Source organism: Kitasatospora sp. CMC57, assembly GCF_045866025.2.
In the GTDB taxonomy this organism is placed as follows: Bacteria; Actinomycetota; Actinomycetes; order Streptomycetales; family Streptomycetaceae; genus Kitasatospora.
Map to the genome: position 1 here is coordinate 5881327 of NZ_AP035881.2, position 12524 is coordinate 5893850.

11 protein-coding genes are annotated in these 12524 nt (G+C 72.3%); all 11 read right to left on the reverse strand.

The genetic code is table 11. From position 1 onward, the window contains the following. Positions 1 to 1293 (reverse strand): sensor histidine kinase, encoded by a 1293-nt coding sequence (locus ACKUU6_RS26315; RefSeq protein WP_407991045.1) that lies wholly within the window; start codon positions 1291 to 1293, stop codon positions 1 to 3. 4 nt (positions 1294 to 1297) lie between these two features. Beyond that, on the reverse strand, positions 1298 to 2107 hold the full coding sequence (locus tag ACKUU6_RS26320) for a response regulator transcription factor (RefSeq protein ID WP_407991046.1): 810 nt from the start codon (positions 2105 to 2107) through the stop codon (positions 1298 to 1300). 83 nt (positions 2108 to 2190) lie between these two features. Beyond that, positions 2191 to 3252, reverse strand: coding sequence for an endonuclease/exonuclease/phosphatase family protein (locus ACKUU6_RS26325; RefSeq protein WP_407991047.1), 1062 nt, complete (start codon positions 3250 to 3252; stop codon positions 2191 to 2193). Beyond that, positions 3249 to 4208, reverse strand: coding sequence for a D-alanyl-D-alanine carboxypeptidase family protein (locus tag ACKUU6_RS26330; RefSeq protein ID WP_407991048.1), 960 nt, complete (start codon positions 4206 to 4208; stop codon positions 3249 to 3251). The genes ACKUU6_RS26325 and ACKUU6_RS26330 overlap by 4 nt, the downstream gene beginning before the upstream one ends. Positions 4209 to 5042: 834 nt before the next feature. Further along, positions 5043 to 6119: an acyl-CoA dehydrogenase family protein gene (locus ACKUU6_RS26335; protein WP_407991049.1), complete on the reverse strand. Its 1077-nt coding sequence runs from the start codon at positions 6117 to 6119 to the stop codon at positions 5043 to 5045. Further along, positions 6116 to 7285, reverse strand: a complete 1170-nt coding sequence (locus ACKUU6_RS26340) for an acyl-CoA dehydrogenase family protein (protein ID WP_407991050.1) — start codon at positions 7283 to 7285, stop codon at positions 6116 to 6118. The genes ACKUU6_RS26335 and ACKUU6_RS26340 overlap by 4 nt, the downstream gene beginning before the upstream one ends. Before the next feature lies 1 nt (position 7286). Next, positions 7287 to 8522, reverse strand: coding sequence for an acyl-CoA dehydrogenase family protein (locus tag ACKUU6_RS26345; RefSeq protein WP_407991051.1), 1236 nt, complete (start codon positions 8520 to 8522; stop codon positions 7287 to 7289). A gap of 2 nt (positions 8523 to 8524) precedes the next feature. Then, the gene (locus tag ACKUU6_RS26350) at positions 8525 to 9553 is read right to left on the reverse strand and encodes a phosphotransferase family protein (RefSeq protein ID WP_407991052.1); all 1029 of its coding nucleotides are present in this window, start codon (positions 9551 to 9553) and stop codon (positions 8525 to 8527) included. A gap of 159 nt (positions 9554 to 9712) precedes the next feature. After that, positions 9713 to 11170, reverse strand: a complete 1458-nt coding sequence (locus tag ACKUU6_RS26355; RefSeq protein ID WP_407991053.1) for a catalase — start codon at positions 11168 to 11170, stop codon at positions 9713 to 9715. Positions 11171 to 11264: 94 nt separating this feature from the next. Further along, positions 11265 to 11486 carry a hypothetical protein gene (locus tag ACKUU6_RS26360; protein WP_407991054.1) on the reverse strand — a complete coding sequence of 74 codons (222 nt, stop codon included), beginning with the start codon at positions 11484 to 11486 and terminating at the stop codon, positions 11265 to 11267. Positions 11487 to 11545: 59 nt separating this feature from the next. Beyond that, the gene (ligD, locus tag ACKUU6_RS26365) at positions 11546 to 12469 is read right to left on the reverse strand and encodes a non-homologous end-joining DNA ligase (RefSeq protein WP_407992245.1); all 924 of its coding nucleotides are present in this window, start codon (positions 12467 to 12469) and stop codon (positions 11546 to 11548) included. Positions 12470 to 12524 lie beyond the last annotated feature (55 nt).

The window sequence follows — 12524 nt, forward strand, 5'->3', positions numbered from 1 at the left end:
TCAGCGGTCGCCGGGTCCGCCCAGGGGTTCGGACACGGGCAGGTCGAGGGTGGCGACGGCTCCGCCGTCGGGTGCGTTCGCGAAGGTCAGCCGGGCGTTGAGCACTGCGGCCTGGCCGGTGGCGATGGTGAGGCCGAGGCCGTGGCCTTGGCCGCGTTCGGCAGCGCCCGTGCGGAAGCGCTGCGGCCCCTCGGCGAGGAGGGCGTCGGGGAAGCCGGGCCCGTGGTCGCGCACGGTGATCCGGCTGCCCGTGACGGTGACCTCGACGGGCGAGGCGCCGTGCCGGTGGGCGTTGGCCACCAGGTTGGTGACGATCCGTTCCACCCGGCGCGGGTCGGTGCGGACGGCGGCGGGTGCCAGCAGCCGAAGCCGGGTGTCGCCGTCGCCCTGCATGCTCACCTGGGCGATGAGATCCCCCAGGGGGACCACGTCGAGCCGGGCGCTCTCGGCGCCGGCGTCGAGACGGGAGACCTCGAGCAGATCCTCCACCAGGCCGCGCAAGGCGCGGACCTGCGTGCGGACCAGGTCAGTAGCCTCGTCGTCCTCGGGCAGCAGACCGGCGGCCGTGACCAGGCCCATCAGCGGGGTGCGCAGTTCGTGAGCGACATCGGCGGTGAAGCGTTTCTCCGCGGCGAGCCGCCCTTGCAGCGTCGCGGCCATCTCGTCCACGGCGGTGGACATCTCGGTGATCTCGTCACGGGCGCGGCCCCGGTGGCCGATCCGGGCGTCGAGATCACCGTGTGCGATTCGGCGGGCGGTCCGGGACCCGTGGCGCAGGCGCCGGTTCATCCGCTCGGCCGCCAGCGCGGTGACGGGCACGACGACGGCGAGGGCGGCGAGGGCGGCCTTGATGATGCTGCGGTCCAGCAGTTGGAGGCTGCGCACCGTGGTGCTCAGGTCGGTCCGGACGGTGAGCACCTGATCGTCGCCGACCGGGACGGCCGCCCACATCCAGTACCAGTTCGGTGCTTTGACGTCGTACCACAGGGCGTACTCGCCCGGGACCTCCAGGCCCTCGACGGCTTGGGCCAGCGGCCCGGGCAGGCCGGTCCGGGGCTCGAGGGAGGCGTGGTCCGGACGACGGCCGGTCTGGGAGAACTCCCTTTCAGCAGCGACCAGTTGGGCGGTCGCCAGGTCGCGCCCGGTCCGGTCGCCGCGCTGCGCGGTCGCTTGGTGGACGAGCAGGCCGATCACTACGGCCACCGCGCAGCAGGCGAGCGCGACCAGGGCGGTGATCTTCCAGCTCAGTGAGCGCGGGTCGAGCAGACGCCGACCAGTGCGTGGTGTGGTCATCGAGTCAGCTCCGGAGCAGCTTGTAGCCGAAGCCCCGGACGGTTTCGATGCGGTCGGCCCCGATCTTCTTGCGCAGCCGAACCACGCACAGGTCGACGACCCGGGTATCGCCCTCCCAGCCGTAGTCCCACACCTCGCGCAGCAGCCGGCGGCGGTCCAGCACCATGCCGGGGTTCTCCGCGAAGGCCAGCAGCAGGCGCAGTTCGGTGGGCGTGAGGGGGACGGCACGGCCGTCCAGGCACACGTCGAGGCCGCGCAGGTCGATGGTCAGGCCACCGAAGGTGAGGAGGTCCGGCTCTTCCTTGGCGGCGGAGTGCTGGGGCGGGCCGTGCGGCTCGCCCCGCGCGATCCGTCCCTCCAGCACGGGCTCGGCGGCCGCCGCCTGGCGGAAGGTGGCGCGGCGCAGCAGGGAGCGGATGCGGGCGACGAGGACGGGGATGTCGACGGGCTTGACCACGTAGTCGTCGGCGCCGGCCTCCAGGCCGGCCACGACGTCGAGGGCGTCGCCTCGGGCGGACATCATCAGGATCGGGGTGAGGGTCTCCTCGCGGACGCGTCGGCACAGGCTGATGCCGTCGAGGCCGGGCAGCATCACGTCCAGGATCAGGATGTCGTGTGCCCCGGCCCGGACGGCGTCCAGGCCGTCGAGCCCGTCCCCGGTGACGTCGACCTCGTACCCGTAGCGTTCCAGGGCCAGCTGGACCGAGCGGCGGATGACCGCGTCGTCCTCGACGAGCAGCACATTGACCGCTTCGGGCACTCGGGTTGCGGACAAGAGCTCTCCGATGTCGTCGCCTCGGGGTGTGGTGCTCATTCGAGCACGTAGGGGCCCGATCGTAGCTGCCGGGGCAGCGCCGCGGTGGTCGCACCCGGGGGCAGCGCGGGCGGCTGGGGTGGTCACAGGCGCAGGGAGGCGGCGACCGGGAGGTGGTCGCTACCGGTGTCGGGCAGGGTCCACGCGGAGCGCGGGGTGATGCCTTTCACGAGGATCTGGTCGATGCGCACCACCGGGAGCCGCGCGGGCCAGGTGAAGCCGAAGCCGTCGCCGGCTTCCTGCTGGGCCGACCGCAGGGGGCCGGTGAGCGTGTGCAGCGCGGAGTCGTCGAAGGAACCGTTGAAGTCACCCAGGACGACGATCCTTGGAAGCGGCTCGCTCTGTACGGCTGAGGCGAGTTTGGCGGCTGCTTCGTTGCGCCGGGCCGTGGTGAATCCTGCGTCCAGACGTACCCGGACCGAGGCGAGGTGTGCGACGTAGAGGGCGACGGGCCCATCGGGGGTCTGCACGGTGGCGCGCAGGGCTCGGGTCCAGGGCATGATGTCCACCGGCTCCACTGCCTGGAGCGGGTACTTGCTCCACAGCCCGATGCCGCCGCGCACCTGGGAGTAGGAGTAGCCGGCGGCCAGTTCGTGCTGGTACGTCTCCTGCGTCCGGCTTGCCAGTTCCTCCACCGCCAGGACGTCGGCTCCGGAGTTGGCCAGGGCACGTGCCGTCCGGCGCGGGTCGGGGTTGTCCTCGTTCACGTTGTGGCTGACGACGGTGAGGTCCCCGCCGGCAGTGCGCTTGTCGAGGAGGGTGGGAGCGAACAGCACCGTCCAGACGAGGGCGGGGAGCAGGACGGTTACCGCTGCCGGGGCGGAGCGCCGCAGTGCCGCCAGGAGGAGCAGGGCCGCGACGCCCAGGCCGGACCAGGGCAGTACGGTCTGCCAGAGGCTGGCCAGGTTGACCGGGCCGTTCGGCAGCCAGGGGCTCAGCGCGATCAGAGCGGTGTACAGAGCGGCGGCCCCCGCGACCAGCTGCCCGCGCCGCCCTGCGGCCCGACGGGAGCGACGGCGAACGACCTGGTGGCGAACCGTTCGGCGACGGAGTCTGTGGCCGCCGTCGGTCCCCGGCCCGGTGGCCGCCGCGGCGGCGCCAACGGCCGGGGGTGTCGCCGGAGATGTACCGGCGCCCGCGCTCACGCCCACTCCCGCTGGCCGCCGTCGAGTGCCGGCAGGATGCCGGGCAGCTTCTGCCGCAGGGCGTCGACGAGCCGGCCACTGCTCTCCAGCGCCGCCCGCAGGCCGTCGGCGGGAGTGGTTCCGGCGCGCTGGCCGAGCACCACACCGTAGACGAGCCGGCGCCCCGAGCCGCTCCTGCCGTCGGTGACCTCCAGTGCCCACATCAGGTTCCCGCCCGCCGATGTGGTCGAACCGGTCTTCAGACCCACCACCCCGGGCCGGTCGAGCAGCGTGTTGGTGTTGCGCAGCGGTGCGGCGCGGCCCGGGAGCGTGGTGTCACGCAGGGCCACGGTGGCCCGCAGCGCCGGGTCCTTCATCGCCTCGCGGGCGAGTTTGAGCTGGTCGGCGGCGGTGGACACGGTCGTGGCCTCGAGGCCGCTGGCCCCGGTGTAGGTGGTGACGGTCATTCCCAGTCGGGCGGCCTCCGCGTTCATCCGGGACACGAACGCCTCCTCGCTGCCCGCGTCCCACCGGGCCAGCAGCCGGGCCACGTTGTTGGCGGACGGGAGCAGCATCACCTCCAGCAACTTGCGCTGGCTGAGTCGCTGCCCGGCGGTGACGGGAGCGGTGGACTCCTCCGCCGAACCCGCCTCGGCTGCGGCCTTCCCGTCGACCGTGATCGTCGGCCCGTCCTCGCCGTCCTTGAGGGGGTGGTCCCTGAGCACGACGTACGCCGTCATCACCTTGGTGACGCTTGCGATCGGTACCGGCTGCTGCGGTCCTGTGACACCCAGTACGCCGACCTTCGCCACAGCGACGGCCGACTGTCCCTCCAGCGGCCACGGGAGACCGAGAGCGGCGACGGCTGCGGGCCCCGGCAGCACCACCGCCCCGGCCGCCCGGACGTCGTCGCCCGTCCCGTCCTGCTGGGCGGCCAGCGTGCCACCGCCGGCGCCCGCGAGCAGGACGACGGCCAAGGCCCACAACGCCCTGCGGCGGGACAACGGGGGCCGGCCGGGCGCGGCGTTCGGGTCTCGGTCTTCAGGTTGCGTGGGAACCGACACGGCGGCTGCCTCCCGGAGCTAAAGGGACAAGGACCCCCGGTGGCGGTGGTCACCGGGTGTGCCTACAGGCTCCGAGACCGGCGCTTCGGCCTGGTCGTAGCGCGGCTTCCGCCGGCGCGCAGTCGTGTATCAGCCACGTACCGGTTGACCGGTCGCACGGCCCCTGGTGCCGTGACCCGGAGGGTGCACCTGCTGCGGTCTGTTGGCCTGCGGCAAAGGGCAGCCAGGCCGGTTCTTCAGGTGGTCAGGAAGGGGAACACGTCAGCGAAGGACATCGCCGTGTCGGGTCCGAGGCGCATCGTCTCGCCCCGGAAGGACCGGACCTCCAGCCAGCTCTGTGGCGATGCCGTCGGCAGGGTCTCCATGAGCTGCCGGACGTCGGCCGGCCGGGGGAACTCGAAATTCGAGGACGGTCGGAGGAACGACGGCTGGATGTCGAACGCAGGTCGACGGCGGGACAGGGAGACCGTCCGCCGCGTCGCGGGGCGGCTCCACCTCGGTGTCGGCGAGCGTCGTCGTGCTCGCCTTGCCCGGGGTTCGGTCGGAGCCCCAGCGCAGGAAGCAGCGGATCCCCTCCCGACGGATCTCCCAGTAGTCGAGCGCGCCCTCTTGCCGTTCGAACCACCGCCAGCTGCTCATCCGGCCTCCCCTGCCGCCGGCTGGTTGGCCTGCGCGCCGGGACCGCTCGCGGGTGACCCTATCGTTCACCTGCGAGTTCTCCCGCTCACGCCTGTCGGCGGCCGGTGCTCAGGGTGACGGGACCGGCAGATCCGCCAGGGTGGTCAGGGAGTTGCGGTGGTGGCCGGGGGTGCCGAGGGCGAGTTGGTCGGCCTTGGCGCGCTTGAGGTAGAGGTGGGCCGGGTGTTCCCAGGTCATGCCGATGCCGCCGTGCAGCTGGACGCACTCCTCAGCGGCCCGGACGGCGAGTGCGCCGCAGTGGGCCTGGGCGACGGCCACCGCGATGGCGGTGTCCGGGCTGTCGGTGGCGAGCGAGTCGGCGGCGTAGCGGGCCACCGCCCTGCCGCCGACGGTCTCCAGCCAGAGGTCGGCCAGGCGGTGTTTGAGTGCCTGGAAGGAGCCGACCTGGCGGCCGAACTGCCGACGCTCCTTCAGATAGCCGACCGTGGTGGTCAGACACCACTCGGCGAGGCCGAGCTGTTCCGAGGCGAGCAGCCCGGCACCGGTCAGCAGCGCCTGGCGGACCGGCTGGTCGTGGTCTGCCACCCGCCGGGAGGGCGTGCACTCGAGGGTCACGTCGGCGAGCTGACGGGTGAGGTCGAGTGAGGTCCTGCGGGTGACGGTGGTGCTCTCGACGGCGTACAGGCCGCCGTCGGCCGGGACCAGCAGGACGTCGGCCGGGAGCGCGTCCGCCACCGAGGTGATCCGCCCGGTGAGCGTGCCGCCGGGACCGACCGAGACCTCCGGCAGCGGTCCGCCGGGGGCGGTGGAGAACGGCACCGCCAACGTGGCGGTCCGTTCACCGGAGGCGACGGCGGTCAGCAGCTCGCGGTCCTCGCAGGCGAGCAGCGCGGTCAGCCCGAGCACCGAGCTGCCGAAGTACGGCACCGGCGCCACCGAACGCCCCAACTCCTCCAGCACCACCGCCACCTCCCGCACCGAGGCGCCGGCACCGCCCAGCGCCTCCGGCACCTGGAGCCCGGCGACGCCGAGACCGACGGCGAGGCTGTGCCAGAGCGGCAGGTCGTACGGTTCCGGGCCCTCGCAGCGGGCCAGGATCGCCGAGGGCGGGCAGCGGTCGGTGAGCAGGCCCCGGACGCTGGACCGGAGTTCCTCCTCGATCTCCGAGTAGAGCAGGTCGCTCATCGGGGCAGCTCCTTCCACGGCAGGTCCTTGTCGGTGCGGGGCTCGGGGGGCAGGCCGAGCACCCGTTCGGCGATCACGTTGCGCAGGATCTCGGAGCTGCCGCCCTCGATCGAGTTCCCCTTGGCGCGTAGGTAGCGGTAGCCGGCCTCGCGGCCGGTGAAGTCCACCACCTCGGGCCTGGTCATCGTCCAGTCGTCATAGGCGAGGCCCTGCTCGCCCAGCAACTCGACCTCCAGGCCGCTGAGTTCCTGGGCCAGCCGGGCGAAGGCGAGCTTCATCGCCGCGCCCTCGGGGCCGGGCTGACCGGAGGTCAGCTGCTGCCGGAGCCGCTCGCCGGTCAGCCGGATCACCTCGGCGTCCAGCCAGCTCCTGAGCAGTCGTTGGTGCAGCTCGTGGCTCCGCAGTTCGGGCCTGGCCCGCCAGGTGTCGGCGACCACGCCGATCATGCCGCCCTCGCGCGGGGTCGCCTGTCCGCCGATCGCCACCCGTTCGTTGTTCAGGGTGGTCTGGGCGACCTGCCAGCCCTCGCCGACGGCGCCGATCCGGTGTGCGTCGGGAATCCGCACGCCGGTCAGGAACACCTCGTTGAACTCGGCCTCACCGGTGAGTTGGCGCAGCGGCCGGACCTCGACCCCCGGATCGGTCATGTCGCAGACGAAGTAGCTGATGCCCCGGTGCTTGGGTACGTCCGGGTCGGTCCGGGCGATCAGGATGGCCCAGCGGGCGGTGTGCGCGATGGAGGTCCACACCTTCTGGCCGTCCACCACCCAGTCGTCGCCGTCCCGGACCGCCCGGGTGCCGAGCGCGGCCAGGTCGGAGCCGGCGCCGGGCTCGCTGAACAGCTGGCACCAGACCTCCTCGCCGGTCCACAGCGGGCGGAGGAAGCGCTGCTTCTGCTGATCGGTGCCGTACCGCAGGATGGTCGGCGCGGCCATCCCGAGGCCGATGCCGATCCGGCGCGGTTCGTTGTCGGGCGCTCCGGCGGCCGCCAACTCGGCTTCGACCACCGCCTGTTCGGAGCGCGGCAGCCCGAGGCCGCCGAGGCCGGGCGGAAAGTGCACCCAGGCCAGCCCGGCGTCGAACCGGGCCCGCAGGAAGTCGAGTCGGTCGGTGCCGGCCGGGTCGTGCTCGGCGAGCAGTGCGCGGGTGAGTTCCCGGACGTCCATCTCACGCCTCCCGGTAGCGCTTGAGCTCGCGGCGGGCCAGCGACCGCCTGTGCACCTCGTCCGGGCCGTCCGCCAGTCGCAAGGTCCGGTTCCCTGCCCAGAGTTGGGCCAGCGGGGTGTCCTGGCTGACCCCGGCCGCGCCGTGCGCCTGGACAGCCTTGTCGAGCACCCACTCAGTCATCGCGGGCACCGCGATCTTGATCGCCTGGATCTCGGTGTGGGCGCCCCGGTTGCCGACGGTGTCCATCAGCCAGGCGGTCTTGAGCACCAGCAGCCGGGCCTGCTCGATCCGCACCCGGGACTCGGCGATCCACTCCTGGACCACCCCCTGGTCGGCCAACGGCCGTCCGAAGGCAACCCGTTCGGTGACCCGGCGGCACATCAGCTCCAGGGCCCGCTCGGCGACGCCGATCGCCCGCATGCAGTGGTGGATCCGCCCCGGGCCCAGCCGGGCCTGGGCGATCGCGAAGCCGGAGCCCTCCGGGCCGATCAGGTTGGTGGCCGGCACCCGGACGTTCTCGAACAGGATCTCGGCGTGCCCGCCGTGGTCCGCGTCGCCGTACCCGAACACGGTCATACCGCGGCGGACGGTCACCCCCGGTGTGTCGCGCGGCACCAGGATCATGCTCTGCTGGCGGCGCGGTTCGGCGCCCGGGTCGGTCTTGCCCATCACGATCAGGAGCTTGCAGTCCGGGTTCATCGCCCCGGAGATGTACCACTTGCGGCCGGTGACCAGGTAGTCGTCGCCGTCCCGCTCGATCCTGGTGGTGATGTTGGTGGCGTCCGAGGAGGCCACCTCCGGCTCGGTCATCGCGAAGGCGGACCGGATCTCGGCGTTCAGCAGCGGCTCCAGCCACTGCTTGCGCTGGGCCTCGTCGCCGAACTGGGCCAGCAGCTCCATGTTCCCGGTGTCCGGCGCGGCGCAGTTGAGCGCGGCCGGGGCCAACAGGACCGAACGGCCGGTGAGTTCGGCCAGCGGCGCGTACTGCAGGTTGGTCAGACCCGCGCCGAGCTCGCCGGGGAGGCTGTGCTTGTCTTGAAAGAAGAGGTTCCACAGTCCCCGCGCGCGTGCCTGCGCCTGCAACTCCTTTACCACCGGCGGGATCGACCACTCCGGCCGGGCCGGGTCGGCGAGTTGGGCGGCCAGTACCGGTTCGGCCGGGTACACCGCCTCGTCCAGGAAGGCCAGCAGCTGCCCGCGCAGCTCCTCGGTCCGTGCGTCGTAGGAGAAGTCCACGGTCAGTGCTCCTTCAGCGAGGTCAGGCCGAACTGTACGAAGAGCGGCACGAGTTCACCCACCCGGTCGAATCCCTGGCCGACCGTCCGGCCCTGGGCGTACCGGTAGTGGATGCCCTCCAGCACCACCGCGAGCTTGAACGAGGCGAAGCCGACGTACCAGCCCAGCGTCGAGACGTCCCGCCCCGAGCGCTCGGCGTAGCGGCCGACCAGCTCGGCGGTGCCGGGGAAGCCGGGGGCGAGGGCGGCGCCGGGGAGTATCCCGTCGTACCGGCGGGCCAGTTCGGTGTACATCACCAGCAGCCCGAGGTCGGTGAGCGGGTCGCCGAGGGTGGACATCTCCCAGTCCAGTACGGCGGTGATCCCGTCGTCCGGGCCGACCAGCACGTTGTCCAGGCGGTAGTCGCCGTGCACGAGGGCCGGGGCGGGGGAGACCGGCAGGGTCTCGCCGAGGGTCTGCCGCAGCTCGGCGATGCCGGGCACCTCGCGGCTCCTGGACGCCTCCAACTGCCGCTCCCAGCGCCGGAGCTGGCGTCCGAGGAAGCCCTCGGGGCGGCCGAAGTCCGCCAGCCCGACGGCCGCCGGGTCCACCGCGTGCAGCGCCACCAGGGTGTCCACCAGGCGCAGGCCGAGCCCGTGCACCCGCTGCTCGCCGAGCGCGGCCAGCACCGCGGGGTCCCGGTGCGGTACGCCCGCGACGTGCTCCATCAGGTACCAGGGCGCGCCGAGCACCTCCGGGTCCTCGACCAGCAGCAGCACCTCGGGGACCGGTACGGCGGTCGGGCCGAGCGCGGCGAGTACCCGGTACTCGCGGGCCATGTCGTGCGCGGTGGCCAGCACGTGCCCGAGCGGCGGCCGCCGGAGCACCCAGCTGCCGGTGCCGTCGGTGACCCGGTAGGTCAGGTTCGACCGGCCGCCCTCGAAGAGTTCGGCGCGCAGCGGCCCGCGCACCAGGCCGGGCAGCGCCGCGTCCAGGTGGTACCGGAGCCGGGCCAGGTCGAGGCCGGGCGGGTCGGCGGGGTCATCGCTCAAGGGAGGTCCTCACGGGAGAGCCGGGCAGCTGACTAAGCGCTTGCTTAGCATTGCCCGCCGCCCCGCCCCTGTCAACGGCCGTCTCCCTCATCAGCGCGTGCCGCGCGGCACGACGGCCGCCCCGGCCACTGCCGGGACGGCCGTCGGTGCCCGCCTGCGCTACTGCCCGATCACCTGGACGGCGATCCGGTCACCGAGGTCCTTGTCGACCTTGCGCCAGTACTCCAGCGCCCTGGCCAGCACCGGCGCCGAGACGCCGTTCTTCAGGTGCCCGCTGATGTTGGAGGCCAGCCGCTCGCGCGCGGCGTCGTCCAGCACCTCCCGCACCATCGTCCCGGCCTGCCCCCAGTCGTCGTCCTCCGAGTGCAGCGGGTACGCCTCCCGCACCATCCGCCCCGCCACGTCCCACCCCAGTGGCTCGCCCCACAGCTCGGGCTGCGCGGCCGGGCCGCCGTACGAGTTGGGCGCGTACGGCGTCTCGGCGCGCGAGGCGTCGAAGCGCATCGGGCCGTCCTTGGCGTACGAGTGCACCGGCACGTGGGACCGGTTGGGCGGCAACTGCGCGTAGTTGGGGCCGATCCGGTACCGGTGGGTGTCCGGGTAGGAGAAGATCCGGCCGAGCAGCATCTTGTCCGGCGAGACGCCGATCCCCGGCACCAGGTTGGACGGCTCGAAGGCCGCCTGCTCGATGTGCACGTGGTAGTTGTCGGGGTTCCGGTTGAGCGTCATCCGCCCGACCTCGTGCAGCGGGTAGTCGCCGTGCGGCCACACCTTGGTGAGGTCGAAGGGGTTGAACCGGTAGTCCCACGCCTCGTCGAAGGGCATCACCTGGACGAACAGGGTCCAGGACGGGTGCTCACCCTTCTTGATCGAGTCGTACAGGTCCCGCAGGTGGGCGTCCGGGTCCTCGCCGGCCAATTGGTCGGCCTCGGCCTGGGTGAGGAAGTCGATGCCCTGGTCGGTCTTGAAGTGGTACTTCACCCAGAACCGCTCGCCGCCCGCGTTCACCCACTGGTAGGTGTGTGAGCCGTAGCCGTTCATGTGCCGCCAGGTCTTCGGGATGCCCCGGTCGCCCATCAGCCAGGTGACCTGGTGGGCGGACTCCGGCGACAGGGTCCAGAAGTCCCACTGCATGTCGTTGTCGCGCAGATGGGTGTCCGGGCGGCGCTTCTGGGAGCGGATGAAGTCCTGGAACTTGATCGGGTCCCGGACGAAGAAGATCGGGGTGTTGTTGCCGACCAGGTCGTAGTTGCCCTGCTCGGTGTAGAACTTCAGCGCGAACCCGCGCGGGTCGCGCCAGCTGTCGGGGGTGCCCAACTCGCCTGCCACGGTGGAGAACCGGGCCAGCATCTCGGTCTTCTTTCCGGGCTGGAACAGGTCCGCCTTGGTGAACCGGCTGACGTCCTGGGTGACCTGGAAGAAGCCGTAGGCACCGCCGCCCTTGGCGTGCACCACCCGCTCGGGCACCCGTTCGCGGTTGAACTGGGCCATCTTCTCGATCAGGTAGTGGTCGTGCAGCAGGATCGGGCCGACCGGCCCCGCGGTCAGCGAATCCGAGTCGCTCTCGACCGGGACGCCGGCGTTGTTCGTGGTGTGGGGGACGCTTGCTTCGGACATGGGGAAGGGCCTCCTTGGGGTACTCGCGTACCGGCCGGCCGGCGGTCGGCCCGCGACGGCCGTCTCCTACTCGAACACCGACCGCGCCCGCTCGCTACTCGGCCGCCCACACCGTCCGGTCGCCGCCGATCCAGGCCACCAGGTCGGGGTCGTCCAGGTCGGGGTCGTCCACGCCGGCCCGGCGGACGAACTCGGCCACGTCCTGCTCGTTGACGGCTTTGCCGACCAGTCGTCCGTAGATCTCCACCCGCCGGTACGGCCGGGCGCCCCTGCTGGGGGCCCGGACCACGACGGGCGGGTGGAAGATGTCGTTCATGCCTCAAGTGTTGCTCGGTCGCGCCCGGACCAGCAGGGCGACCAGGGCCGACCGGTGGATCAGCCACCGGCGTGTTCGCGGATCACCTCGCGGGCCGGCTTGTCCTCGCGCAGGCCCAGGAAGCGGGGGTGGCGGAGCCGGCCGTCCCTGGTCCAGCCCGTGAAGGCGAGCTGGGCGACCAGCTCCGGGGCGACCCAGTGCGGGTGTCGTTCGGGGACACTGTCGGCGAACGGGGAGACCGGCCGGGCCAGTTCGTCCAGCCGGGCCCGCAGACGCACCAGGGTGGCGGTGTCGAAACCGGTGCCGACCTTGCCCGCGTAGCGCAGCAGCGGGCCCTCGTAGTGACCGAGCAGCAGCGCGCCGAAGCCGGACCTGGCGCCCGCAGGGTCGGTGAATCCGCCGACCACCAGCTCCTGGGCGGCCGAGCACTTGAGCTTGAGCCAGTCGGGGGAACGGCGCTGGAGGTACCGTCCGTCCGCGCGCTTGGCGATCAGTCCCTCCCAGCCACGGGCGCAGGCGTCCGCGAGCGGCACCGGCCCCTCGACCTCCCGGTGCAGGGTGTAGCGCAGGGGCCCGCCGTAGTGCACCGCCCGGCGCAGCACCGCCTTGCGCTCGCGCAGCGGCAGCCCGGTGGTGTCGTAGTTCTCCAGCTGGAGCAGGTCGAACAGGTAGTAGGTGACCGTCACCCCGCTGGCCCGGGCCCGGACCGGGTCGTGCAGCTGCATCCGGCGCTGGAGCAGCTCGAAGCTGGTCCGCCCGTGGTCCAGGGCGACGATCTCGCCGTCCAGCACGAACCGGCGGACCGGCTGGGCGGCCAGGGCCTCGACCAGCTCCGGGTAGCCCGCCTCCAGCGACTTGCCGTTCCGGGAGAGCAGCCTGATGTCGTCGCCGTCGCGGTAGGCGAGCGCCCGGATGCCGTCGAGCTTGCGCTCCAGCAGCCAGCCGGGACCGAACGTCCGGCGCTCGCTCGGGGTGGCCAGCATGGGACTGAACTGTTGCAGAGTCACCCCTCCAGGGTGCTCCGGGAGAGCGGCGGAC